The sequence below is a fragment of the Nonomuraea sp. NPDC005650 genome (genome assembly GCF_040605375.1).
In the GTDB taxonomy this organism is placed as follows: Bacteria; Actinomycetota; Actinomycetes; order Streptosporangiales; family Streptosporangiaceae; genus Nonomuraea.
Genome location: NZ_JBEXCR010000025.1, coordinates 1 through 24,418, shown reverse-complemented (window position 1 = coordinate 24,418; position 24,418 = coordinate 1). Strand labels below are relative to the sequence as shown.

General features: G+C 70.0%; 17 protein-coding genes. 10 read left to right on the top strand and 7 right to left on the bottom strand.

Annotated features, from left to right (window positions below):
- Positions 1 to 147: 147 nt before the first annotated feature.
- Positions 148 to 954: a polysaccharide deacetylase family protein gene (locus ABZS69_RS37360; protein WP_355380424.1), complete on the top strand. Its 807-nt coding sequence runs from the start codon at positions 148 to 150 to the stop codon at positions 952 to 954.
- A gap of 34 nt (positions 955 to 988) precedes the next feature.
- Complete coding sequence (locus tag ABZS69_RS37355; RefSeq protein WP_355380422.1) at positions 989 to 1,639, top strand: DUF2461 domain-containing protein; 651 nt, start codon at positions 989 to 991, stop codon at positions 1,637 to 1,639.
- 204 nt (positions 1,640 to 1,843) lie between these two features.
- Here ABZS69_RS37355 and ABZS69_RS37350 read toward each other — a convergent pair whose 3' ends face one another.
- Positions 1,844 to 4,357 carry a hypothetical protein gene (locus tag ABZS69_RS37350; protein ID WP_355380420.1) on the bottom strand — a complete coding sequence of 838 codons (2,514 nt, stop codon included), beginning with the start codon at positions 4,355 to 4,357 and terminating at the stop codon, positions 1,844 to 1,846.
- A 186-nt stretch (positions 4,358 to 4,543) separates the two neighbouring features.
- Positions 4,544 to 6,394, bottom strand: a complete 1,851-nt coding sequence (typA, locus tag ABZS69_RS37345; protein ID WP_355380418.1) for a translational GTPase TypA — start codon at positions 6,392 to 6,394, stop codon at positions 4,544 to 4,546.
- Between the two features lie 254 nt (positions 6,395 to 6,648).
- Here typA and ABZS69_RS37340 point away from each other — a divergent pair, with 254 nt between their 5' ends.
- The 4 genes from ABZS69_RS37340 (at position 6,649) to ABZS69_RS37325 (ending at position 11,065) form a co-directional block, all read left to right on the top strand.
- Positions 6,649 to 7,392 carry an AMP-binding protein gene (locus ABZS69_RS37340; RefSeq protein WP_355380416.1) on the top strand — a complete coding sequence of 248 codons (744 nt, stop codon included), beginning with the start codon at positions 6,649 to 6,651 and terminating at the stop codon, positions 7,390 to 7,392.
- A 52-nt stretch (positions 7,393 to 7,444) separates the two neighbouring features.
- Entirely contained in the window at positions 7,445 to 9,859 is a 2,415-nt protein-coding gene (locus tag ABZS69_RS37335; RefSeq protein WP_355380414.1) for a LuxR C-terminal-related transcriptional regulator, read from the top strand.
- A gap of 77 nt (positions 9,860 to 9,936) precedes the next feature.
- A complete protein-coding gene (locus ABZS69_RS37330) occupies positions 9,937 to 10,302 on the top strand; it encodes an AMP-binding protein (protein ID WP_355380412.1) in 366 nt (121 codons plus the stop codon).
- A gap of 10 nt (positions 10,303 to 10,312) precedes the next feature.
- Positions 10,313 to 11,065, top strand: a complete 753-nt coding sequence (locus ABZS69_RS37325) for an alpha/beta fold hydrolase (RefSeq protein WP_355380410.1) — start codon at positions 10,313 to 10,315, stop codon at positions 11,063 to 11,065.
- A 199-nt stretch (positions 11,066 to 11,264) separates the two neighbouring features.
- On the opposite strand, the gene ABZS69_RS37320 is transcribed toward ABZS69_RS37325, so the two are convergent.
- Both ABZS69_RS37320 and ABZS69_RS37315 read right to left on the bottom strand, forming a co-directional pair.
- Positions 11,265 to 12,698 carry an aldehyde dehydrogenase gene (locus ABZS69_RS37320; RefSeq protein ID WP_355380408.1) on the bottom strand — a complete coding sequence of 478 codons (1,434 nt, stop codon included), beginning with the start codon at positions 12,696 to 12,698 and terminating at the stop codon, positions 11,265 to 11,267.
- A 123-nt stretch (positions 12,699 to 12,821) separates the two neighbouring features.
- Positions 12,822 to 15,839, bottom strand: a complete 3,018-nt coding sequence (locus ABZS69_RS37315) for a M14 family zinc carboxypeptidase (RefSeq protein WP_355380406.1) — start codon at positions 15,837 to 15,839, stop codon at positions 12,822 to 12,824.
- Between the two features lie 202 nt (positions 15,840 to 16,041).
- Here ABZS69_RS37315 and ABZS69_RS37310 point away from each other — a divergent pair, with 202 nt between their 5' ends.
- Entirely contained in the window at positions 16,042 to 16,938 is an 897-nt protein-coding gene (locus tag ABZS69_RS37310) for a hypothetical protein (protein ID WP_355380404.1), read from the top strand.
- On the opposite strand, the gene ABZS69_RS37305 is transcribed toward ABZS69_RS37310, so the two are convergent.
- Positions 16,920 to 18,215 (bottom strand): GH1 family beta-glucosidase, encoded by a 1,296-nt coding sequence (locus ABZS69_RS37305; RefSeq protein WP_355380402.1) that lies wholly within the window; start codon positions 18,213 to 18,215, stop codon positions 16,920 to 16,922. The genes ABZS69_RS37310 and ABZS69_RS37305 overlap by 19 nt on opposite strands.
- 57 nt (positions 18,216 to 18,272) lie before the next feature.
- On the opposite strand from ABZS69_RS37305, the gene ABZS69_RS37300 reads away from it, so the two are divergent.
- Entirely contained in the window at positions 18,273 to 18,911 is a 639-nt protein-coding gene (locus ABZS69_RS37300; RefSeq protein ID WP_355380400.1) for a TetR family transcriptional regulator, read from the top strand.
- Positions 18,912 to 18,997: 86 nt separating this feature from the next.
- Here ABZS69_RS37300 and ABZS69_RS37295 read toward each other — a convergent pair whose 3' ends face one another.
- Positions 18,998 to 19,921, bottom strand: a complete 924-nt coding sequence (locus ABZS69_RS37295) for an aldo/keto reductase (protein ID WP_355380398.1) — start codon at positions 19,919 to 19,921, stop codon at positions 18,998 to 19,000.
- Between the two features lie 152 nt (positions 19,922 to 20,073).
- On the opposite strand from ABZS69_RS37295, the gene ABZS69_RS37290 reads away from it, so the two are divergent.
- On the top strand, positions 20,074 to 20,433 hold the full coding sequence (locus ABZS69_RS37290) for a MerR family transcriptional regulator (protein ID WP_355380395.1): 360 nt from the start codon (positions 20,074 to 20,076) through the stop codon (positions 20,431 to 20,433).
- Between the two features lie 32 nt (positions 20,434 to 20,465).
- On the opposite strand, the gene ABZS69_RS37285 is transcribed toward ABZS69_RS37290, so the two are convergent.
- A complete protein-coding gene (locus tag ABZS69_RS37285) occupies positions 20,466 to 22,448 on the bottom strand; it encodes a zinc ribbon domain-containing protein (protein WP_355380393.1) in 1,983 nt (660 codons plus the stop codon).
- Between the two features lie 371 nt (positions 22,449 to 22,819).
- Here ABZS69_RS37285 and ABZS69_RS37280 point away from each other — a divergent pair, with 371 nt between their 5' ends.
- The gene (locus ABZS69_RS37280; protein WP_355380391.1) at positions 22,820 to 24,322 is read left to right on the top strand and encodes a penicillin-binding transpeptidase domain-containing protein; all 1,503 of its coding nucleotides are present in this window, start codon (positions 22,820 to 22,822) and stop codon (positions 24,320 to 24,322) included.
- Positions 24,323 to 24,418: the final 96 nt, after the last annotated feature.

Here is a 24,418-nt window from a genome sequence, read left to right as displayed (position 1 = left end):
GTCGGATGTGCCATGCGCGTGGCGCGCCGCTACAAGGAACTGCAGGCCGATATCCCACTCTGGTGGGACGACCTGGCCAGGGAATTGCGGGGGAAACCGGTCCAGGACTATCCATAGGCCCCCGCGCGCGGCGTTTCGGGGGGAACCATGCGCGTATGGGCTTTGCCGCTGGCCCTGCTCGCTTTGGCGATCTGTGTCACCTATTCGGTGGCGCGCCGCCATCAGACCGCGCCGCCTGCGACGCCGATCGTGCCGTACAAGGCGGCCGTCGTCGATCCGGCGGCGCTGGCCAAGCGGCTGGTGTCGATGCAGTACGGGTCCGGCTGGCCACGCAGCCGCAAGTTCGACTGCTCGAAGCTCAAGTGCGTGGCCCTGACCTTCGACGACGGGCCCGGCGAGTACACCGCGCGGCTGCTCGACCTGCTGCACAGGCGTGACGTCAAGGCCACGTTCTTCGTCATCGGGCAGATGGTGGCGGCCGACAAGGGCGGCCACCTCGTCCGGCGCATCGTCGAGGACGGCCACGAGATCGGCAACCACTCCTGGAGCCACCCCGCCCTCACCGGGCTGTCGCGCGACGGGGTCGAACGGCAGCTCAGGCACACCGACGACCTCGTGTTCAAGCTGACCGGGGTGCGGATGCACGTCATGCGGCCGCCGTACGGGTCGACCAACGAGGCCGTCGCCGAGGAGTCGCGCCGCGAAGGGCTGGCGCAGATCCTCTGGAACGTCGACACCCTCGACTGGCTGAACCGGGTCCCCACGATCGTGGCCCGGCGGGCCGGTGAGGCCAAACCCGGATCGATCATCCTCATGCACGACATCCACCGCACGACGGTGGAGGCCGTGCCGGCCATTCTCGACATCCTGGGGCGGAAGGGCTTCACGTTCGTCACGGTTTCGGAGCTCTACGGCAGGACGCCGTCGCCGGGGCGCACGTACACGGAGCGGTGACCGAGCTGTCGGTGCGGCGTGGCACCCTTGGGGCATGGGTTTCAGCGGCTTCCCTGATGAGGCGTTCCTGTTCTACGAGGGGCTCGAGGCGGACAACTCGAAGACCTACTTCACGCGGCACAAGCACCTCTACGAGGAGGCGGTGCGGGAGCCGATGCTCGCGCTCACGGACGAGCTGGCTTCCGAGTTCGGGGCGGCGCAGCTCTTCCGGCCCTATCGCGACGTGCGCTTCGCCAAGGACAAGTCGCCGTACAAGACCCATCAGGGTGCCTTCGTGGACCTCCAGCCGGGGATCGGGCTCTACGTGGAGCTGAGCGCGGCCGGGTTGTTCACGGCCGGAGGCTTCTACACGCAGGCTCCCGACCAGGTGGCCCGCTACCGGGCGGCGGTGGACGAGGACCTGACGGGCAAGCCTCTGGAGTCGATCACGGGGGCGCTCGTGGGCGATGGCTACGCGCTGGGCGGGGAGCGCCTCAAGACCAAACCGCGGGGCTTCTCGGAGGACCACCCGCGGATCGAGCTGCTGCGGCACAAGTCGCTGTACGCGGGGGTGCGCTGGGAGCCGGAGCCGTGGGTGCACACGGCGGAGGTGCGGGAGCGGGTGTCCCGTACGTGGCGCGCCTACGGGCCCTTGCTCGACTGGCTCTGCGCCCACGTCCGCGCCAGCGAACTCCCCCGCCGCTAACCCCAACCTTGGCCCCCAGGCGTCGTGCGCCCCGTGGCGGGCGTTGGCGGCGCGGCGTGCTCCCGGTCGACGCGGCACCGGCCAGGCGCTCGCCGCCCCCGCGTTGAGCGCTGGTCACCCGGCGCCGGGTCGGCGAGGCGTTGTCCGGTGGTGCTCGGCGCAACGCGGTCGGTGCTCAGGCCCCGGTTCCGCAGGTGGGGGTGGTCAGCGGGGGGCGGTGGTGGTGATCTGGTCGCCCTTGAGGATGCGGTCGACGGTTTGGCCGGCCGCTGAGGTGGCGGCGGTGGTGCCGGCGGCCACGAGGATGGCCAGGGCGGGGGCGGCCAGGCTGCGGATGCTGCGCAGGTTGCGGACCCGGGCCCACGGCTCCCCGGCCAGGTGCATGAGCCGCCACTCCCAGTACAGCCCCAGCCCCACGCACACCATCGTCACCTGCCCCACCACGATCCCCACCACCTGCACCTTGTCGACGGCCCCGATGTCCGGCTCCACCAGGGTGGACAGGTAGCCCGACAGCTCGGTGAGCAGGGCCGCGGCGGTCAGCTGGAGGGCCTTGGTCATCGGCTGGGTGCCGCGCAGGCGTGGGTAGAAGTAGCCGTACAGGAAGCCGAAGGCCGGCAGCGTGATCAGGTAGCGCGCGTCGAAGATGAAGCTGGTCAGGTCGGCCCCGTCCGGCCACCCGTACACGATCGCGAAGGGCAGGCTCAGCAGCAGGCTCACGGCGAAGGCGTGCACGCCGTTGTGCCAGGGCGTGCATCCGGCGGAGGTGGCGAAGGCGGTCTCGGGGTGGCGGCCGTGCTGCCGCATCGCCTTCTCCAGGGCGTCCCGCCGCTCGTCGAAGTCGGCCATCGACATCTCGCCGGAGCCGATGCTGCCCCGTCCGATGCGGTACAGCTCCTGCTCGGCGACGAGCAGCAGCCGCTTGTGCAGGGCGGCCCTGATGAGCAGGCGGTGCTCCTCCGGCGAAGCGGGCTCGGTGAGTACGGGTCGCGGCCCGGAGAGCAGCCAGCGCGCGCTCGCCCAGGCGACGATCGAGGTGATCGCCAGCAGCGGCAGCGGCACGTCGATGTCCGCGAGGGTCGTGCTGCCGCCGGGCGTGATGTAAAGCACCATCAGTACGGCGAACATGGTCGACTCGGCGACCGGGTTGTCGATCGCGGCGAGTTCGTCACCGAGCCGCCGCAGCCGCAGCACCAGCATCAGGAACCCCAGCAGCAGCAACCCGAGCACCCCGCGCACGAGCGGGGTGAGCACCAGGCTGCCGATCCGCGGCTCGGGTTGCGACGCCGCCAGGCTCCACGACCCGGAGTCCAGCCATTCGGTCGGCCAGCCCTGGACCAGCAGGCTCACGACGACCGCGCCGATCACCGCGCCGCGCGTCCACTGCTTGGTGGCCACGGCGATGGCGGCGACCGGGATCATGGCCCAGCTCAGCGCCAGCACCAGCCGGATGCTGTCCGGCGGATAGACCCCGGCCAGCAGCGCCCGCATCCACAGCGCCAGCGCCAGCAGCCCGATCGCGGCCTCGGCCGACAGCACGGCCAGCCGTACGATCACCGGCCTGACCCCCAGGTCCACGCTGAACGCCACCGCGGACCCGGCCGCGGCCACGGCCGCCACCGCCCCTCCGGCCAGCAGCGTCTGCCCCGCCAGCTGCCCGTGCAACCACGACCAGGCCAGCATGCCGACCCCGACCACCACGCCCAGCCCGGTCACGACCAGCAGGTCGCGCGTGTTCCACGGAGGGCTGGTGGGCAGCACCCGTCCCGCGTGCCGCAGCGCGAGCGCGGGCACCGCGACGAACAGGATCACGTACGCCACCGCCGACCAGTCCTCGGCGACCAGCGGGATCAGCAGCGTGGGGGCCGCCACGGCGAGCCCGACGAACAGCTCCCTGTTGGGCAGCCGATCCCACCACCCGCGCCCGAGCGAGCGCGCCAGGAAGGCGACGAGCGCGAGCGCGGTGAGCACGCCGAGCGCGGTGGCCCACGAGAAGTCGTCCTCCACGACCGTGTCGGCGAACCCGAACGAGTCCGGCGCCAGCGTCATGCTCACCGGATACGCCCCGATGGTGAACTCCAGCCGCTCCTCCTGCTCCCGATCCGGCGTGATCCCCGCCAGCCGCAGCACCGTCCATTCGCCGGGCAGCACCGCGATCGAGCGAGAGGTGACGATCAGCGGGAGCGCGCTGGGCGCGGTGAAGTCGAGCTTGAGCAGTTCGTCCCTCTTGACCTGCCGCAGCAGCGTCACGGTGAACCTGGCCGTGGTGCCGCCGGAGTCGGAGGTCAGGATCGGCGCCAGGCGCGTCGTGGGCGCCAGCCCGGGCCCTTCCACCTTGATGGCGCCGAACGCGGCGTCGGTGACCTGCTGAAGCGTGCCGGGGAACCCGCTGCCCTGGCGCAGCGACTCCGTGAGCGGGTCCTTGGGTGCCATCTGGAGCCGGTGCACGACGGTCACCTTGACCTGCCGCTGGCGGGGATCGAGCCGCCCCTCGGGCACCGGTTCCAGGTCGCTCCTAGTCGCCCTGGTGATCAGCACCTCGCTGGTGGCCTTGCGGGCCCAGCCGACGGTGGGGTCGGCGCGGGCGGCGGCCGCCACCCACGGGTTGGGAACCGCGGTGCTTTTGAGCGGCGCGGGTCCCGCCACCGGTCTGGCTGCGACGGTGCACCAAACGATCGCCCCCAACGACACCAGAGCCAGCCCGAACGCAGTTGCCATCCGGAGCCATCCCACAAATTGGATGATTCTCCGGAATGGCGGAATGTTCTATGTCACGGGGTCACGGTGTGATTACAGCTTTTCCCCATGACCCCATTTCTTGACCGGCGGGCTCATTCATCGCCCATGGCAGGGCCGGAAGCCTTACCATGCGCGCTTACGCCGGAAAAAGCCGTCAGGAATACCTCAGGCGCGCTTGGCGCGGGCCGCGGCGCGGCCGCGCGTGGCGGCGTCGAGCACGACCTTGCGGATGCGCACGTGTTCCGGAGTGATCTCCACGCACTCGTCCTCGCGGATGAACTCCAGCGCCTGCTCCAGCGAAAGGACGCGCGGCGGGATCACCTTTTCCGTCTCCTCGCTGGTGGAGGAGCGCATGTTGGTGAGCTTCTTCTCCTTGGTGATGTTCACGTCCATGTCGTCGGACCGGGAGTTCTCGCCGACGATCATGCCTTCGTAGACCTCGGTCGTCGGCGAGACGAACAGCGTGCCGCGCTCCTGCAGGTTGAGCATCGCGAACGCGGTCACGGGGCCGGACCTGTCGGCCACCAGGGAGCCGTTGTTACGGGTGCGCAGCTCGCCGAACCAGGGCTCGTACGAGTCGAACACGTGGTGCACCAGGCCGGTGCCGCGCGTCTCGGTGAGGAACTCCGTGCGGAAGCCGATCAGGCCGCGCGCCGGGACCACGAACTCCATCCGGATCCAGCCGGTGCCGTGGTTGGTCATGTGCTCCATGCGGCCCTTGCGCACGGCCAGGAGCTGGGTGACCGCGCCGAGGTACTCCTCGGGGCAGTCGACCGTCAGCCGCTCGACCGGCTCGTGCACCTTGCCGTCGACGGTCTTGGTGACGACCTGCGGCTTGCCGACGGTCAGCTCGTAGCCCTCGCGGCGCATCTGCTCGACCAGGATGGCCAGCGCCAGCTCGCCGCGGCCCTGCACCTCCCAGGCGTCGGGCCGGTCGGTGGGCAGCACGCGCAGCGACACGTTGCCGACCAGCTCCTTCTCGAGGCGGTCCTTCACCATGCGGGCGGTGACCTTGGCCCCCTTGACCTTGCCGACCAGGGGCGAGGTGTTGGTGCCGATGGTCATCGAGATGGCCGGCTCGTCGACCGTGATCAGCGGCAGCGGGCGCGGGTCCTCGGGGTCGGCCAGCGTCTCACCGATCATGATCTCGGGGATGCCGGCGATGGCGATGATGTCGCCGGGGCCCGCCTCCTCGGCCGGCTTGCGCTCCAGGGCCTCGGTCATGAGCAGCTCGGTCACCTTGACGCGCTGGATCGTGCCGTCGGTGCGGCACCAGGCCACCTGCTGGCCCTTGCGCATGATGCCCTGGTGGATGCGGCACAGAGCGATGCGGCCGAGGTAGGAGGAGGCGTCGAGGTTGGTGACGTGGGCCTGGAGCGGCGCGTTGGGGTCGTACGTCGGCGCGGGGATGGTCGACTTGATGATGTCGAACAGTGGCTCGAGGTCCGTCGAGTCGGGCATGCCACCGTCCTCGGGGCGCTCCATGGAGGCCCGGCCCGCCTTGGCGGAGGCGTACACGATCGGGAAGTCGATCTGCTCCTCCGTGGCGTCGAGGTCCATGAACAGCTCGTAGACCTCGTCCACCACGTCCTTGATGCGGGCGTCGGGGCGGTCGACCTTGTTGATGCACAGGATGACCGGCATCTTGGCGGACAGCGCCTTGCGCAGCACGAAGCGGGTCTGCGGCAGCGGGCCCTCGGAGGCGTCGACCAGCAGCACCACGCCGTCGACCATCGACAGGCCGCGCTCGACCTCACCGCCGAAGTCGGCGTGGCCGGGGGTGTCGATGATGTTGATGGTCATGCCGCCGTGCTGGACCGCGGTGTTCTTCGCGAGAATGGTGATGCCCTTCTCGCGCTCGAGGTCGTTGGAGTCCATGACCCGGTCGTCGACGTCCTGGTTCGCGCGGAAGGCCCCGGACTGCCAGAGCATGGCGTCGACCAGCGTGGTCTTGCCATGGTCGACGTGCGCGATGATCGCGATGTTCCGCAGGTCGTCGCGGCTGTTCAAAGGCATGATGACGTCTCGCTCTGTGTCGTGGGGGCGGCCGCGCGAAGTCGCGGCCTTATAAGTCTAGTTGATCCCCTCTGATGACAAGCGCGACCTGAGCGGATCTCCCGAGGAACGGGCGCGAGGCGAGGTGAAAGCTTCGCCTACATAGAGGGAACGCTTGCGTAACCGGACGTCTCGCGCGGGGAAAACCTTACGTACATAGCCGGTTGCACAATTGTGCGCATGGCAACCGGGGCCCGCGTCCCTAGATTGTCGGCATGACCTGGACAGAGCTGGTTATGGCCGCGGCGCCGACCCAGGGGGACCAACCGGCGGTCAGCGAAGTCAGGACCGGCGAGGTGCTGTCATACGCCGCGTTCGCCCGGCGCGTCACCCGCGCCGCGGCCGGTCTGCAGCGCCAGGGCCTGCGTTTCGGCGACGAGGTGATCGTCGACGTCCCGCAGGGCACGACGTTGCCCGTCGCGGTCCATGCCGTGGCCTGGGCGGGCGGGGTGGCGGTGCTCGCGGCCTCGGGCACGGGGCGCTTCATGATCACCCAGCGCCGCTACGACCCCGCCGCGGTGAAGGTCGACCGGGTCTTCTCCTTCGAGTCCGTCCCGGGGGCCAAGCCGTTCACCGCGCTGATCGGCGACCGCGCCCTCGAGTACGGTCCGCTGGCCGGGCCCGCGGTCGCCGTCTACGGCGGGCAGGTGTTCGACAACCATTCGCTGGCGGGCGACCTGCGCAGGCTCGCGACCCGGCTGGTGATCGGCAAGGACGACGTGGTGATCAGCGCGGTGAGCGAGCCGTTCCGGGGCCTGCGGGTGATCGACCTGGCGATGACGGTGGGGGCGCACGTCGTCATCGCCCACGAGCCGAGCCTGGTGGGCTGCCGCGTGCTGGCCCACGAGCGCCGGGCCACCATGGTCGTCGCGCCGTACGACCTGGCCAGACGGCTGCTCGGCGACCCCATCCTGCGTGTCGTCGACGAAAGGGCGATCGTGAGCTCGCTTGGGCTGTGAAAAGTGCGACACTGTGGGAGAGTGTGATCCTTCAGCGACGCAGGGTGACCACATGCCAGATCCCCCCAGGCACAACCTTCCGGCGGAGCCCAACCGATTCGTGGGTCGCGAGCGCGATCTCGACGAGCTGCGCGGGCTGTTCCGCGAGACGCGCGTCGTCACGTTGTGCGGGGTGGGCGGCATCGGCAAGACCCGGCTGGCCCTGCGCGTCGCGGCCGGGCTGGTGTCCGCGTACCCCGATGGCGTCTGGCTGGTCGAGCTGGCCCGGCTGAGCCACCCCGAGCTGGTCGATCAGGAGATCGGCCGGGTGCTCGGCGTGCGGGAGGAGGCGGGCCGCCCGGTGCTCGGCACCGTCCTCGACCGGCTGCGCCGCCTGCACTGCCTGCTGCTGTTCGACAACTGCGAGCACCTCATCGACAGGTGCGCCGAGGTCGCCGCGGCGCTGATCGCGGCCTGCCCGCGCCTGAGCGTCCTGGCCACCAGCCGGGAGCCGCTGCGCATCGCCGGCGAGCTGATCTGGCGGGTCCCGCCGCTCGACGTGCCCCACGAGGGCAGCCCCGAGGCCGATTCCGTGCAGCTCTTCGTCGACCGGGCGGCGGCCGCCGGCACCAAGCTGGGCCCCGGCAGCCTGCCCGACGTGGTGCGGCTGTGCCGGGCGCTCGACGGGCTGCCGCTGGCGCTGGAGCTGGCCGCGGCCCGCACCAGCCTGCTCAGCCCGGGGCAGATCGCCGACCGCATCGACGACCGGTTCTCGCTGCTCACCACCGGCGGCCGCACCGCCCCCGCCAGGCAGCGCACGCTGCTCGCGGCCGTCGAGTGGAGCTATGACCTGCTGTCGGCGAAGGAGCAGGTGCTGCTTCGCCGGCTGTCGGTGTTCGCCGGAGACTTCGACCTCGACCTGGCCGAGCAGGTCTGCGCCGAGCGGCCCATCTCGGAGGCGGAGATCGTCGACCTGCTCGGCGGGCTGGTCGACAAGTCCCTCGTGCTGTGCGACGAGAGCCGCAGGCGCTACTGGCTGCTGGAGACCATCAAGCGCTACGCGGTGGGGTGCCTCCGGCAGGCCGGCGAGCGCGAGGTCCTGCGCGAGCGTCACCTGCGCGTGGTCTGCGAGCTGCAGGAGCGCCACTTCACCACCGAGCTGGTCGAGCGCGGCGTCCCGTGGGCGCGCCGCCTCGGTGCGCTGACCATGAGCAAGCACCTCGTCGTCGACCAGCGGATGGCGCTCGACTGGTCCGTGGAGTCCGGCAACGTGCCGCTGGGCCTGCGCCTCTGCACCGCCAGCAGCGGCCTGCTGCCGCTCTGCGGAAACCTGACGGAGACCGTCACCTGGATCGAGCGGCTGCTCTCGCTCGACCTGAGCCAGGTGCCCGACGAGCAGATCGCGCAGGCCAAGGGATACCTCGCCTACGGCCTGGAGGCCAGGGACGAGCTGAGCCGCTCCCTGGCGCTGGCCGAGGAGAGCCTGGCCGGGCTCCCCGCGACCAACATGTTCGCGCGCTGCGTCATCCACAGCCTCATCGTCGTCGTGCTGCTGCGCATGGGCCGGCCCGAGGACGCGGTGCACCACGCGGAGGAGGGCCTGGCCCAGGCCCTGCGCTCGGGCGACGCGTGGAACCAGGCGGCGGCGCTGGCCGGGCTGTCGGCCGTGGCGCTGACGCGCGGGCGGCTGCGCGAGGCCCAGCGGCACGGCGAGGAGGCGCTCGCCCGGGCCCGCGAGCACGGCCACCGGTGGATCATGGCCAGGACCGCCACCCAGCTCGGCGCGGTGGCCGAGTTCCGCGGCGACCTGGAGACCGCCAAGGCCCAGTACGAGATGGTCGTCCCGTGGCTGCGCGAGCTGGGCAGCGACCTCGATCTGTCGCGCGCCCTGGCCAGGGTCGGCAGGGTGACGGCGATGCTGCACGAGTTCACCGTGTCGCGGGAGTGGCTGGCCGCCAGCCTCGCCCTGGGCAGGGAGACCGGGCAGCGCCACGGTGTGGCCCTGTGCCTGGTGGGGCTGTCGGTGCTGGCGGAGTGCGAGGGCGACCTGGAGGGCGCGGTGCTGGCCGCGGGCGCGGCGACCCGGCTGCGCGAGTCGATCGGGCAACATCTGCCCGCGATCAAGGCCGAGGAGCTGCTCGGCCGGGCCCGCACCAAGCTGGGCGACGGCCGCGCCACCTCGCTGTGGTCGCGGGGGCAGGCGATGAGCCCCGACGACGCCGCCCGGCACGTGCTGGAGGGCGAGCGGCTGGCGCAGCGGGCGCCGGTGGCGGCCGAACGGGTCAAACACTCGCTGCTGACGGCCCGCGAGCAGGAGATCGCGGGCCTGCTCACCCGCGGGCTGTCCAACCGCGCCATCGCGACGGAGCTGGTGATCAGCCCCGCCACGGTCGCCCGGCATATCGCCAACATCATGGAGAAACTGGGCTACACGTCACGGGCCCAGATCGCGGTCTGGGCCGCCGAGCACCCGGCGGTCGCCCCCTGAGCGCTGCGCGGTTCTGCATAGGGATCTGCATATTCCGCCCCATGTACGCATGAGGGGCCCTCCCTACCGTGGGCCACATGGATGAGCGCATCGTCATGGTGGACTCGGGCACCGGCCTGAGGCTCACCGAGGAGCAGCTGGACGAGAGGTCCGCCGTCGCGGCCGTCCAGCTGCGGCGCAGAGGCGTGCGCGCGGGCGACACCGTGCTCATCTGCCTGCCCGTGGGCGCCGACCTGCTGGTGGCGACCGACGCGGTGATCGCCGCGGGCGGCGTGGCCTGGCCGCTGCCGTGCGACCTCGACGTGGGCGCCTTCAGGGATCGGATCCACGCCAGCGGGGCCCGCGTGATGATCTCCAACGTGCCGATGGCGCTCGACGCGGCGGACGAATCACGCGTACGGATCGTGATGAGCGTCGCAGACCTCAGCACATCGCGAACATAAGCTCGTCTTCATGCCCTACGCGCCTCATTTCCCCGTCATGCTCAGAACCGACGACGGGGTACGCATCAACGCCGCCCACACCCCCTCCACCCGCACCGACCTAGGGATAGTGATGGCGCACGGGTTTACCGGGTCGTGGCGGGATCGGACCGCGCGGCGGATCGTGCACGTGCTGAGCGGGTACGGCGGCGTGATCGCCTTCGACTTCCGCGGCCACGGGCGCTCCGGCGGCGAGTCCACGGTGGGCGACCTGGAGGTCCTCGACCTGGAGGCCGCCGTCCGGCACGCCCGCGTGGTCGGCTACTCCAAGATCGCGGTCGTGGGCTTCTCCATGGGGGCGGCGGTGGCCGTACGGCACGCGGCCCTGCGCGGCGGCGTGGACGCCGTGGTGGCGGTGAGCGCCCCGGCACGCTGGTACTACCGCGGCACCAAGCCGATGCGGCAGGTCCACTGGGCCATCGAGCGGCCGTTCGGGCGCCTGGCGGCGCGGGTGGTCAAGCGGACGAGGATCGCCCGCGGCGAGTGGGACCCGATCCCGATGCCGCCCCACGAGGCCGCCGCGCTCATCTCGCCGACCCCGCTGCTGATCGTGCACGGCGACCGCGACACGTTCTTCCCGCTCGACCACGCGCACCAGCTCTACGCCGGGGCCCGCGAGCCCAAGGAGCTCTGGGTCGAGCCCGGGTACGGCCACGCGGAGACCGCCGCGACCCCCGAACTCATCCGACGAATCGGCAAATGGATCTCCTCGAACTTTTCGTGAGTAATTCACGTCTACCTAGGGCGTAAGGAAAGAAACCGCCGGGAGAAAGTCCCTGGGGAAGGAAACCGCCGTTGCGGTGGACGTGGGACATACTGCTGGTAGCGGGATCTGTACCTAGCGTTGCGGGGGCGCGCTGGGTGCACGTCCCGTGGCACGACGAAGGGCCTCGCGGAACGCCGCGAGGCCCTTCTCGCCGGTGCTAGCCGAGCCGCGCGATCGTCTTGTACTCCAGGTAGCCGTTCAGGCCCTCGGGGCCCAGCTCGCGGCCGATGCCGCTGGCCTTGTAGCCGCCGAAGGGCGCGTTGGTCTCCAGCATGAAGCAGTTGACGCCGTACGTGCCGGTGCGGACCTGGCGGGCCACGTCCATGCCGTGCTCGGCGTCGGCCGTCCACACCGTGCCGGCCAGCCCGTAGTCGCTGTCGTTGGCGATGCGGACGGCGTCCGCCTCGTCCTCGTACGGGATCACGGCCAGGACCGGGCCGAAGATCTCCTCGCGGGCGATGCGCATCTCGTTGGTGACGCCGGCGAAGACGGTGGGGGAGACGTACCAGCCGCGGTCGAAGGGACGGTCGAGGCCGCCGACGACGATCTTGGCCCCCTCGTCCATGCCGATCTTGATGTAGCCCTCCACCCGGTCCTGCTGCCGCTTGGCCACCAGCGGGCCGATGCCGGTCGCCGGGTCGGCGGGGTCGCCGACGGGCTGGGAGTTGACCATGTTCGCGACGGCCTCGACGACCTCGTCGTAGCGGTTGCGCGAGGCCAGGATGCGGGTCTGCGCCACGCAGGCCTGGCCGTTGTTCATGAGCGAGGCGATGGACAGGAAGCCCATGCTGGCGGCCAGGTCGGCGTCGTCCAGGACGATCGCGGCGGACTTGCCGCCCAGCTCCAGGCTGACCCTCTTGAGCTGCTCGCCGCAGATGGAGCCGATGCGCCGGCCGGCCGCCGTCGAGCCGGTGAAGGCCACCTTGTCCACGCCGGGGTGGGAGACCAGGTACTCGCCGGCCTCGCGGCCCGCGGCCACGATGTTGAGCACGCCCGCGGGGATGCCCGCCTCGATCGCCCACTCGGCCAGCAGGTACGCGTCCAGCGGCGTCTCCGGCGCCGGCTTGAGCACGATCGTGCAACCGGCCAGCAGCGCGGGCGCGACCTTGGTCATCGTGACGAACTGGGGCACGTTCCACGGCACCACGGCCGCCACCACGCCCACCGGCTCCCTGCGCACGGTCAGCGGGCCGAACAGCCCCGGCCGCTGCTCCTCCTGCGCGAACGTCTTGCCCAGCTCGGCGTAGTACTGCAGCATGCCCAGCGGCTGGGGCGCCTGGGCGAGGTTCGAGAACGTGATCGGCGAGCCCATCTCCTCCGTGATGAGCTGGGCCATCTCGCCCTGCCGCTCGTTGTAGATCGCGGCCAGCCGGCCGATGACCTCGGCCCGCTCGGCGAACGTCATCCGCGGCCACGGCCCGTGGTCGAACGCCTCCCTGGCGGCCGCGACCGCGCGCTCCATGTCCTCGGCCGTGCCGTCGGGCACCTGGCCGACCACCTCCTCGGTGTGCGGGGAGACGACGTCTATCGTTCCGGTGCCCGCGGGGGCCACCCATTCGCCCCCGATGAACAGCGTGTCGTGCCGGCGCATGTCGTGACCCTCCTGTTTGACCGAATGCTTGCTTGTTTCCGGACTTCCTCAAGGTGACCGAACCATGTTCTGTCCGGACACGCAAGAGGGGCGCGGCACGCGCGGCCGCACCCCTCCGCGGGCCTACCCGAGCAGGTGCTTCATGGATCTCTTGACGAGGTCGGCACGCGTGGCCGCGTCGGTCACGCTCTCAGCGCCGAAGCCCAGGTAGACGGTGTCCTTGGTGACGATTCCCGCACCCTCCTCGAAGACCTGGTCCGTCCTGAACCAGTTGTTGATCGACGGCGAGGTGCCCTCTGGAGGCGCCCCGACGGTCCAGCCGCCCAGGTCCGACTCGAACGAGGTCTGCTCCGTCGTCACGCCGTCCAGGGTGACCGCGAAGTCGTCCAGGAAGACGCCCGCGCCCTGGGTGCCCCAGTCGCTGATGTAGGAGACCGACAGCTCGACCTGCTTGCCCGCGTACGGGGTCAGGTCGATCTTCCACTGCTGCCAGCCGGCCGAGTTGCCGGTGGCGGCGTTCCAGGCGCCGGTGGTGCCGGTGGACTCGCAGTTGGGCCCCTGGTAGCGCTCGGTGAACGGGTGGATCGTCCGCCAGCCGTCGCCGCCGCTGGGCGGGTCGCAGCTGCTGCCGGTCTCCTGGGTGGTGTGCCCGTTGGCGTCCGGCAGCGTGGTCCAGTCGTCGCCGCCCGCCGTGTGCGCCTCGACCGCCAGGTAGTCCCAGGTGTTCTCGGTGTCGTACGACGTCCAGAACGTCAGCTCGCCGCCGGTCCTGCCGGTCAGGTCGATCGTCTTGGTCAGCCGCTTCCACGAGACGTCGGCGATGCCGCTGTAGACGTCCCACGCCCCGGAGTGCGGGTCGAACGGGCCGCCAGGACGCGCCCACTTGACCTGCGCCGAGCTCGCGAACAGCGGGAACTGCTGCGCGGGCAGGATGGCCGAGGTGGCCACGAACGAGTTGGTGTGACCCGGCTCGATCGTCGCGTTGAAGCCCTGGAACCTGCCGCCGTTGCCGGTCAGCGCGAACGGCTGACCGGTGTTCTGGTCGGTGCCGGCGTCGTCGAAGAAGACGTACGCGCCCAGCCAGTACTGCTGGAAGTCGTTGAACACCGGGATGCACGGCGGGTCGTCCGGGACCGTGCACTCCGGCTGCGCCGGCTGGTCGGGCTGGTAGTAGTAGGCGCCGTTGTTGTTGGCCGCGAACGACGGGTACTTGCCGGCGTGCAGTAGCTTGCCGCCCTCGTTCAGGTAGTTGCGGACCGCCAGCTCGGTGTCCACGCCGCCCTTGGAGGTCGTGCCGCCCACCTGGCCGGGCGACCTCGGGATGATGTCGTCGCCGGTCTCCCACACGACGGCCTTGTAGTGGCTGAGCACGCCCAGCGGGTGCGGGGCCCTGCGGCCCATCTTGTCCATGTCGTACACGTCCGAGGTGTAGCCGGCCGCCGTGAGCGCCGCGGCGTACTCGTCGGCGTACTTGGCCTCGGTCACGCCCTGCGCCGGGCTGAGGCCCGTGACGTCCTCCGTGGCCAGGATCAGCACCTTGCCGCCGATGTCGGCCGCCACGGTGTAGGTGAAGTCGGCGCTCTTCCTGCCGATCGAGGCGAACCAGACCTTCACCTTGTCGCCGGGTTTGGTACCGGTGATCTTGCCGCGCAGCCGGTGGTAGTAGCGGTCGTAGCCGCTGCCGTACCGCTCGCCGCCCTTCCACTCGCCCGTCGGGACGGTCTTGGTACGGCCGCCGTTGACCTGGTAGTTCAGGAGGACCGGGCCGAGCTTGCGCTTGGCGTTGACCTGGACGACCTGGTCCTTGCCGCAGCTGACCTCGAACGGGTCGATCTCGAAGTCCGGGGCCGTGTTGCCCAGGTGGTTCACCGGCTCGGCGGGGTTGACCGCGGACTTGGCCACGTCGAGCGCGAACGGCAGGCCCTTCTCGAACTCGCCCTGCACCAGCGCCTCGTCGTCGGGGAAGACGAACCCGCAGCCGTCGCAGCCCTCGTCCAGCTCCGGCGTCCACGACAGCGTGCCGTACTGGCGGTGGGCGTGGTCGTTGGTGTCGCCGTTCGTGGTGTACAGCTCGGCCCCGAGGTCGGGGTCGAAGCCGGGGACGGCCGGCTTGGCGTCGTTGCCGGTGATGGCCTCGTAGATCGGGTTGTCGGCCGTCTCCGTGGCGATCTGGAAGCCGCTCGGGTAGAGCAGCAGCGGGCCGTAGGAGTGGTAGTTGAGCTGCATCTCGAACCCGATGCGTCTGAGCAGGCCGTCCATGGCCCTGGTCTCCGGCTCGCTGGCCGGGCCCGTGCCGCGGTAGGTCTCGCTGCTCGGGATGCTCGACGAGCCTTCCTCGTCGTAGTGGAAGTTCGTCGGGAAGTTCCGGTTCGGGTCGACGCCGTCACCGACCGTGATCTTGCCGTCGCCGTTGACGTCGCGCAGGTTCTTGCGCCACAGGCGGTTGCCCTCGGTGAACGTGAAGTCGTACCCGTCGGGGTTGGCCACCGGCACGAACCACAGCTCGGTCTTGTTGAGCAGGTCCTTCAGCGCGGCCCTGTTCGCGATCACGTGCTTCAGCAGCCGCAGGTCCACCTCGGTGGCGATCCACTCGCGGGCGTGCTGCGTGGCGGAGTAGAGCGTCGAGGGCTTGATGCCGTCGGGCAGCAGCCGGGCGCCCGTGGTGACCTTGACGGCCAGGATGTCCTGGCCCTTCAGCGTCCTGCCGATCGACTGGAGCTTGACGAGGTCCTTGTTGGCGTTCGCGATGGCCTTGAGCTGGTCGGCGATGCCGCCCGGCGCGGAATAGGACTTCCACACGGTGTAGCCGCCGGCCGCCTGCGCCTTGGCGGCCTCCAGCTGGGTCTGGCCCTGCGGGTTGCGTACGGGCTCGGGTTTGTGGCCGAGCTTGCGCAGCGCGTCGAGGTCGGCCTGCGCGGCGGTGAGCTCGATGTGTTCCTGGGCGCCCTTGTTCTGCTGCTGGACGACGTCGAAGCCCTTTTCCCTGAGCGTCTGCGCGGTGCCCGGGGCGCTGTCGAGCTGGTAGAGCTCGATGCGGTCCCGGGGCGGTAACGGATCCACGGACGCCCGCGCGGTCGTGGCCACGATGGAGGTGCCTAAGGCGAGGATGACGGCGGTGGCGAAAGTCAACGTTCGAGACACGATCTGCCCCTTCGCAGAGACGAGTTCGATCGCCATCTCAGACCGTTGGAGCGATCTAGACAAGGCCCAATCTTTAGGTCCGCCTTAATTCGGACAAATCATCAGAAAAGTCGCCAATGGTGCGGCAGTTCGGCCGTTCGGATGACAGGGATCAAGATCATCTTCTATAGTTTCGGTCCGTCTATGAGGGGAGGGGGCGGGTGTGAGAATCGGGCGGATCGCCGTTCTTGTCGCCGTCCTCGCCGGGCTGCTCGGCCTCCCCGGGCCGTCCCCGGCCGTGGCCGATCCCAGCCCTGGTGACCTGCGCAAACTCACCAAGCAGGCTGAGCTGCTCGAAAAGCGCTACCGCGGCCAGATCCAGAGCCTGGAGGAGATCAAGCTCCAGGTGAAACGGACCGCCACCACCTCCGGCGCCCTGCAGGCCCAGCTGAAGGCCGCGCAGGCGGACGTGGCGAACATCGCGCAGACCGCCTACATGGTGGGCCCCCTCGACACCTTCCAGCTCCTGACCCCCAACGTAGACCCGCACGTGATGCTGGGGCAGGCGGCCAACATGACCTACATGGCCGACGAGCGCACCAGGCGCGTCCAGAGCGTCCAGAAGCTGATCGCGAAGTCCAAGGAGGCGAAGCTCGCCGCCAACGACAGGATCGAGAAGCTGCGCAAGGAGATCAAGAACCTCCAGAGCAAGCAGCGAGACATCGACAAGCTGCTCGCCAAGTACGGCTTCCAGCAGCCCGGCGGCGCCGAGGGCCTGACCCAGCGCATGATCGACGTACGCGCCGACATCATGCGGAACTTCCCCATGAAGTACGGCGTGGGCTGCCTGCGCCCCGGCGACCCCGGCGAGCACGGCAAGGGCCGGGCCTGCGACTTCATGATGTCGCGTGGCGGCACCATGGCCGGCGGGTCCGACGAGGCCCGCGGAGACGCGCTGGCCGACTACCTGATCAAGAACGGCGCCCGGATCGGCGTCATGTACATCATCTGGAAGCAGCGCTACTACGACATCCGCTCAGGCGGCGGCTGGGACCCTATGTCGGACCGCGGCGGGGTCACGGCCAACCATTACGACCACGTTCACGTGTCGGTGTTCTGAGCCCGGAGGTGCTCCCGCAGCCAGCGGTAGGAGGCCTTCGGGGTGCGGCGCTGGGTCTCGAAGTCCACGTGTACGAGGCCGAAGCGCTGGTGGTAGCCCTCGGCCCACTCGAAGTTGTCCAGCAGGGACCAGACGAAGTAGCCCCGTACGTCCACGCCCTCGGCCATGGCCCGGCGCATCGCCGCGATGTGGCCCTCCAGGAACTCGATGCGCGGCCCGTCTTCGAGCGTGTCGTCGGTCGAGCAGCCGTTCTCCGTGATGAGGATGGGCGGGAGCGCGCTGCCGTACCTGGACTTGAGGCCGGTCAGGAGCTCGCGCAGGCCGTTGGGGACGACCGGCCAGCCGAACGCGGTGGTGGGGTAGCCGGTGACGCCCGCGTCCGTGAAGGGGAGCCCCTCGTCGATGGGGGCGGCTATGCGGGTGGGGTTGTAGTAGTTGATGCCCAGGGCGTCCAGCGGGGCCGCGATGACGTCGAGGTCGCCGTCCCGGATGAAGTCGAGGCTCTGGGTATACGCCGACAGGTCCGGATATTTGCCGATAAGTATGGGGTCGTTGAAGAGGCGGTTGTGCAGGATGTCGTACGCCTCCACCGCCTTCAGATCGGCCTCTTCCTGGGACGCGGGCCAGACCGGGGTGCAGTTGTTGGTGATGGCGACCTGGCGGGCGCCGGCCGCCCTCAGGGCCTCCACGGCCAGACCGTGGGCCAGGAACTGGTGGTGGGCGGCGGGGAGCGCGTCGGTGAGGAGGACCTGGCCCGGGGCGTGGATGCCCATGGCGTACCCGAAGGCCATGTGGACGAACGGCTCGTTCAGGGTGATCCAGAGGGGGACGCGGTCGGCCAGGCGGTCGGCGACGGTGGCGGCGTACTCGGCGAAATTTCCCGAAATATCGCGATTAATCCACCCGCCGCGATCTTGCAGCGCCTGCGGCAGATCCCAGTGGAACAGCGTCGGCACCGGCTGGATGCCCTTCTCCAGCAGCGCGTCCACCAGCCGCTCGTAGAAGTCGAGCCCTTCCGCGTTGACCCGCCCGTCCCCCTGCGGCTGGACGCGCGGCCACGCTATGGAGAAACGGTAGGCGTTCACGCCGAGGCCGGACATGAGATCGACGTCCTCGCGCCACCGGTGATAGTGGTCGCACGCGACGTCCCCGGTGTGCCCGTCCCTGACGCGGCCCGGCTCGTGGGCGAAGGTGTCCCAGATGGAGACGCCCCTGCCGTCCTCCTCGACCGCCCCCTCGATCTGGTACGCGGCCGTGGCCGTCCCCCACAGGAACATCCCGGGCTCCTTTCATCTACGGGAACTTTACTGGCGGTAATAAGTCAGGATGGGGTCATGACGAGTACCTTGCGCCGCCGTCCCGCCCAGCGCCGGAGCGTGGAGCGGGTGGAGCGGATGCTCGACGAGTGCGCGCTCCTGCTCGATGAGGTCGGCTACGAGGCCATGACCACCAAAGAGGTCGCCCGCCGGGCCGAGGTCCCGATCGGCACCTTCTACCAGTTCTTCCGCGACAAGCAAGGGTTGGTGCGGGCGCTGGCCCGGCGCAACCTCGAGGCGTTCCTGTCCCGCGTCATCGACCGCATCCCCAAGGCCGACCTCGGGCACTGGACGGACCTGGTGGACCTGGCCATCGACGAGTTCGTCGCCATGAAGCGCACGACGCCGGGGTTCGCGGTGCTGGACTTCGGCGAGGTCCTCCTCGCCCCGGGCGGCCCGGCGGTCGGCGGGAGCAAGACGGCGCTGGACGGGACGCAGGAGAACAACACGGTGGTGGCGGATCGGCTGCGCACCCTCACCCTCGAACTCCTGGACGCGCCGGTGGGGCCGGGGCTGGATCGCGCGCTGGTGGTGGCGGTGGAGGCTACGGACGCGGTGCTCAAGCTGGCGTTCCGCGTCAACCCTTCGGGCGATGCGGCGCTGATCGCCGAATGCAAACACCTCGTCCGCCGCTACCTGGCCGACCACCTCGCCTGACCGCCCCTCCCACCCCCTTACTCGGCCTGGCCCTCCCGGCGGCCTGCCTCGCCCTGACCTTCTGGTTGGGGGTGCGAGTCCGAAGTTCAGGTGGTGGTGGTGAGGCGGGTGTGGAGGTCTGGGTCCAGTTTGAGGTCGGTGGCGGCGATGGCCTCCTCCAACTGGGCCTGCGTCGAGACGCCCACGATCGGGACGATGCCGTCGGCCAGCAGCCAGGCCAGCACCACCTGGTTCGGCGTGGCGCCCAGCTCGTTCGCGACCTCCCGCAGCACCGTGAGCCGCCGCGTGGTTCCCGGGTGGTCGTAGATCTCGGGGACGGGCCGGTCAGGGCGCGTGTAGCTGCCGAACATCAGCGTGTTGTACGCCCACAGCGTCAGATCCGGCTCAGCGGCCAGGTAGTCGAAGGTCTCGTCCGTGGCGAGCGTGTGCCCGGACTCCGCGAGCTCGGTGAGCGGGCGCGGGCGCAGGTAGGTGTGGCGGAGCTGGAGGTAGGTATAAGGGACCCAGCCGTGGGCGGCCGAGACGTTCCTGGCCCGTTCGAGGCGCCAGGTCGCCATGTTGCTCGCCCCCGCGCTGCGGATCTTGCCGGCCTCGGCGAGCGCGTTCAGTGCCCCCAGAGTCTCCTCCAGCGGCACGGAGCGGTCTTCGATGTGCGACCAGTACAGGTCGATGTGGTCCGTGCCCAGTCGCCGCAGGCTGCCCTCGGCGGCCTTGGCGATCGCGGAGGCCGACAGGCCCTCGGCGGAGGCCAGGGTGGTGTCGCCGGGGACGGTGGGCCGGGCGCCGCCCTTCGTGCTGATGAAGATCTCGTCGCGGTTGCCGCGGGCCGCCAGCCACGCGCCGATGGCCTGCTCGCTCTCGTCGCCCGACCGGCCCTCCACCCAGAACGGGTAGTTGTTGGCCGTGTCGAGCATCGTGCCGCCGGCCTCGTGGAACCGGTCCAGGATGGCGAACGTGTCCCGCAGGTCGACGGTCGTGCCGAACGGAATCGTGCCGAGTGCGATGTTCATGGGGCCGACTTTGGGAGCTGGAGCGCACTCCATGTCAAGTCGATTGACCTGGAGTGGGCTCCAGGTGGGATCCTGAAGAACGTGAGCGAGCAGAGCGAGCGAACAATCGAACACAGCAGCGTCACGCTCATGCGACCGACGAAGGAGGGCGCGTGAGCGTTTACACACCGGCGGAAGTTGTCGAGGAGACCGGCTTCAGCATCGACACGCTGCGCTACTACGAGAAGATCGGCCTGCTGGAGCGCATCGGACGGAACGCGGCAGGGCAGCGCAGGTTCAGCCAGGAGGACGTCGGCTGGCTCGGGACGTTGCGCTGCCTGCGTGACACGGGAATGCCCATCGCCAAGATGCTCCGCTTCGCCGAGCTCGTACGCGCCGGAGACGATACGATCCCCGACCGGATCAGGCTGCTGGAGGAGCACGACCAGCAGGTCAGGTCGCAGATCGAGAAGCTGGCCGAGCGGCAGAGCTACATCCACAACAAGATCTCCTACTACCGCAGCCAGCTCTAGCGTCTTGAATTCTCTGTAGTTTCCTGAAGGAGTCAGGCAACTCGGGTGGGCGTGGCGTGGCCGGGGCTGCTCCCGCGCTCGGTGAGCGTGAGTACGGGAGTGGCTTGGGCGTGGTGGAAGCCGGTCCGATGGTGAGAATTCCTGACATGCCCTGTCCGGTTCGGCTGGTGCCGTCCCGGCTTGGGTGCATGGCCCGCCGGACGCTGGCCACTCCGTGGGGGGAGTGGGGCGGGCACCGTACGCCGGTCGGGCACACGGCTGGAGATCATGAACGTGTTCCTCGGGGTGCGGGTGAGCCGTTTCGAGGTGGGACGGTCCTTGGATCGGTCCCGTGCTGCCGGTCGCGGGTGCAGGTCGGTTCGGGTGCGGCGGGAACGCCGGGCGGCCCGGGTCGCCTTGCGTGGTCGGCGGGCGCGGGCTACGTTGCCTTCTACGCCCTTGCCGATGGTGCGGGTGCCGGTGGTGCGGTGAGTGCGGGTGGCGTGCTGGCCGAGCAGGCCGCGCGCGACGATCCGCTCGGCCGCGGCCTGGTCCCGGTCACACGATAGGCCGCAGGCCGGGCAGTACGCCCACGTCCAGCCCCGCTCGGCGAGCCGGTCCGGGGCCGGGCAATGCGTTAGCGGCGAGGCGCCTTCGCCGCAGCGGGGGCAGTACTTGGAGGTGCCGCGGGCCGGGACGGTGACCACGGCGATGGTGTGCTTGGCCGCCAGGTGCCGGATCGCCTCAGAGAGCCGCCCGCGCACCTGCCCCGACAACCGCGCGTTCGCTCGTCCGCGGCGTCTGCGTGCTTCCAGGGTGGCCAGGTCTTCCAGATAGATGACCGTCGCCCCTGCGGCGACGGCCTGGTCGACCGCCCAGCGTGCGGCCGACCAGGTCAGCGCCTTGTTCAGGTTACGGATGCGTGTGCACAGCCGCTCGTGTTCGACCCTGATCACCTGGCAGGCTGCGGCCAGCTGGGCGTAGCGGGAATCGGCGACGGTGATGCCCGCCAGGAGCGTTTCCTGATGCTTGTGCTTGGTGGCGAGGTGTTCGCGCTCGGCCCGCAGCCGCTGTAGCTTGGCCGACACGCCGCTCGCGTCGTAGGCCAGCCGACGCCCATCCGAGAGCACCCGGCCATCGGCCAGCCGCGCGACCGTACCGGTCAGTAGCGTGTTGACGCCCCAGTCGAAGCCGCATGTGATCACGTGACCGGTGGCGGGCGCGAAGGCGATCGGGATCTGGAACGGCAGATCGACGCGCACCTGGCCGCCTTTGACCCGCAGGGTGGGGGTGCACAGCGCCGCCTCCGGTGGGACGGTGGGTGGCAACGTGATCGGCAGCAGGTGCCAGGCCCAGTCCCTGCGGCAGGCAGGAGCTTCGACCAGAGGGAGCCGTACCCGCAGGTGGGCATTGCGCTGGTCGGTGCGCTCCAGGGTGACCAGTTGCCGGTCGGCCGCCGCCAGCACGATCTGCGCCGCGACGTCCGGGGGCTCCTCCAACTCGGTCAGATCACCCGGCAACACGCCGCCGTGCTCGTCGCGGTAGGCGCGGATTTGCCGGGTCCGGTGGCGGATGGCCGCTGCGCTCACCCCGTCCGGCAGCGCCGTGCGCAACATGTCCCATTCGGCGCGGGTGCGGGCGCGCGGGTTGTGCGGCCAGGCCGCCACGATCGCCGCCACTAGGCGGCGCCGGTGCAGCGCGAGCCGCAAGGTGCGGGCGACCTGCTCCTGCGCACACCGCAGCACCCGATCGCAGGCGTACACGCCTGGCTCCAGGCTCGCGCCCCAGCCGAGTCGGCGCAGGGCCATCCATCCCTTTGACGGCAGCGCGCGCCCGTCCGGCCCGACCCCGGAGACGAGCGCGTCCAGATCATCGGGGTTCCACCGGGCGGTGACCAGTTGGGCGGCCAGCTCCCGTGCCAGGCCGCACAGCCAGGCGACTCGCCGCACCAGCAGGGTGTGAGAGACGGTCTCGCCGGTCTCTTCCACCGTGGCGCAGTGGGTGATGCAGGTCGCGGTCGCGGTGAGCTTGCTCATGCACCGCCCCCTGCCCGGAGGCGGCATCGATGCGTGTGCCGCTCGACCTGCACCCCGCCCACCTCCTGTCTCGGCCACCCGCCTCTACAATGTGTGACCGAAACACTACCAATGGTTTGTGTGCTTAGGTAGAACATTTGAGCGAAACACGCTCGCCGGACACCGTATGGCGGACCTTCGTAACCCCGGTACCCCTGGGTCCCGGCCGACCCGCAGCGCGGCCGGGTGCCTCCCCACACGCTCAGCGGTCCTCGCCAACCTCAGACTCAGCAAAGCTGATAAGGGATCACGGCACAACTGAGGTTTTCATAGCGAATATGAGGAACGGGTTAGACCCTTGCCTTTGCGCTCCGGCTGTTAAACCAAGATCCATGGCCGGAACGAGGGCGGAGCGGATCGACGAGCCGCTGCTCCGCGTCGCCAGGTTGTGCGCGGCGATGCTGTTCCTGCTGCTGGCGCATGTCACGGTCGTCCAGGCGTTCGGCTCGCGGGAGCTCAACGCCGACCATCGGAACGTGCGGCCGCTGATCGCCAGGTTCGAGCATCCGCGCGGCGACATCCTCACCTATGAGGGCACCCCGATCGCCGTGAGCCGCTCCACCGGCGGCGGCCCGTACGTCTACCGGCGGGTCTACCCGGCCGGCGAGTTGTACGCCGCGGTCACCGGGCACATGTCGCTCTACCGCTCCACCGGGATCGAGCAGGCGCAGGACGAGGTGCTGTCCGGGGAGGACCCGAAGGTCAAGGTGCGCTCGCTGGTCAGGGACGGCGCCGTGGAGGGGGCCGACGTCCGGCTGACGATCAGCGAACGGGTGCAGCGGGCCGCGTACCAGGAGCTCAGGACGACGGGGCTCCCGGGAGCGGTGGTGGCCATCAATCCGGCGACCGGGGCGATCCAGGCGCTGGCCACCTATCCGACCTACGACCCGAACACCCTCACCACCTTCGACTCCGGGCGGCTCATCGAGACCTCGCGCCTGCTCAGGCGGGATCCGTCGCGGCCCCTGCTGAACCGCGCGCTGAACCGGCTCTATCCGCCCGGGTCCACGTTCAAGCTGGTGACGGCGGCCGCGGCGCTGGCCTCCGGCGAGTACACCCCGACCACCCTGGTGGACGCGCCCGTCCGGCTGCGGCTGCCCGGGACGCCCATGGTCCTGCAGAACGCGGGCGGCGGCGGGTGCGGGAAGGAGCGGCCGACGCTGACGGACGCGTTCCATGTGTCCTGCAACACCGTGTTCGCCAACCTCGGGCTGCAGCTCGGGCAGGACCTGCTCAGGGATCAGGCGGAGGCGTTCGGGTTCAACGCGCCGAACCTGTCGATCCCGCTCGTCGCCACGGCCAGCCGGTATCCGCTGGCCATGGACCGGGCGCAGACCGCGCTGTCGGCCATCGGGCACTATGACAGCCGGGTGACGCCGCTGATGGTGGCCATGCTGTCGGCCGCCGTGGCCAACAACGGGATCTTGATGAAGCCGTACCTGGTCGAGGAGGTACGGCTGGCGGACGGGTCGGTCATCGACCGCGCCGGACCCTCCGTGTACCGCAAGGCCGTGTCGCCGACGCTGGCCAAGAGCCTGGCGTCGATGATGACGATGGCGCCGCGCGCCGGCCCCAAGGCGGGCCACCCCAAAACGGGCCGCTCTATTACAAATCGCCCCAAAACGGCCCACCCAACGGCAACTCATCCCAGGGCGGCCGCCGCGATCGTCATGTCGGAGATCGTCCCGGGGACGGACGACCACGCGCTCGTCACCGCCTTCGCGCCCGCGGACGCGCCCGAGGTGGCGGTCGGGGTCGTGCTGGAGCACCCCGGGACGCGGGCCGACACCGTGACGGCGATCGCCCGCGCGGTCATCGAGGCCGCCCTGCGATGAAGGTCAGCGGTAGGCGGTGGCCTGGAGGGTGTAGAGGTCGGCGTAGAGGCCGTTGAGGGACATCAGGGTGTGGTGGTCGCCCTGTTCGGTGATCTT

Excerpts from the sequence above, each read along its gene's own strand:
- ABZS69_RS37360 (WP_355380424.1), top strand. The coding sequence starts at position 148 with ATGCGCGTATGGGCTTTGCCGCTGGCCCTGCTCGCTTTGGCGATCTGT.
- ABZS69_RS37355 (WP_355380422.1), top strand. The coding sequence starts at position 989 with ATGGGTTTCAGCGGCTTCCCTGATGAGGCGTTCCTGTTCTACGAGGGG.
- ABZS69_RS37350 (WP_355380420.1), bottom strand. The coding sequence starts at position 4,357 with ATGGCAACTGCGTTCGGGCTGGCTCTGGTGTCGTTGGGGGCGATCGTT.
- typA (WP_355380418.1), bottom strand. The coding sequence starts at position 6,394 with ATGCCTTTGAACAGCCGCGACGACCTGCGGAACATCGCGATCATCGCG.
- ABZS69_RS37340 (WP_355380416.1), top strand. The coding sequence starts at position 6,649 with ATGACCTGGACAGAGCTGGTTATGGCCGCGGCGCCGACCCAGGGGGAC.
- ABZS69_RS37335 (WP_355380414.1), top strand. The coding sequence starts at position 7,445 with ATGCCAGATCCCCCCAGGCACAACCTTCCGGCGGAGCCCAACCGATTC.
- ABZS69_RS37330 (WP_355380412.1), top strand. The coding sequence starts at position 9,937 with ATGGATGAGCGCATCGTCATGGTGGACTCGGGCACCGGCCTGAGGCTC.
- ABZS69_RS37325 (WP_355380410.1), top strand. The coding sequence starts at position 10,313 with ATGCCCTACGCGCCTCATTTCCCCGTCATGCTCAGAACCGACGACGGG.
- ABZS69_RS37320 (WP_355380408.1), bottom strand. The coding sequence starts at position 12,698 with ATGCGCCGGCACGACACGCTGTTCATCGGGGGCGAATGGGTGGCCCCC.
- ABZS69_RS37305 (WP_355380402.1), bottom strand. The coding sequence starts at position 18,215 with ATGTTCCTGTGGGGGACGGCCACGGCCGCGTACCAGATCGAGGGGGCG.
- ABZS69_RS37300 (WP_355380400.1), top strand. The coding sequence starts at position 18,273 with ATGACGAGTACCTTGCGCCGCCGTCCCGCCCAGCGCCGGAGCGTGGAG.
- ABZS69_RS37295 (WP_355380398.1), bottom strand. The coding sequence starts at position 19,921 with ATGAACATCGCACTCGGCACGATTCCGTTCGGCACGACCGTCGACCTG.
- ABZS69_RS37285 (WP_355380393.1), bottom strand. The coding sequence starts at position 22,448 with ATGAGCAAGCTCACCGCGACCGCGACCTGCATCACCCACTGCGCCACG.
- ABZS69_RS37280 (WP_355380391.1), top strand. The coding sequence starts at position 22,820 with ATGGCCGGAACGAGGGCGGAGCGGATCGACGAGCCGCTGCTCCGCGTC.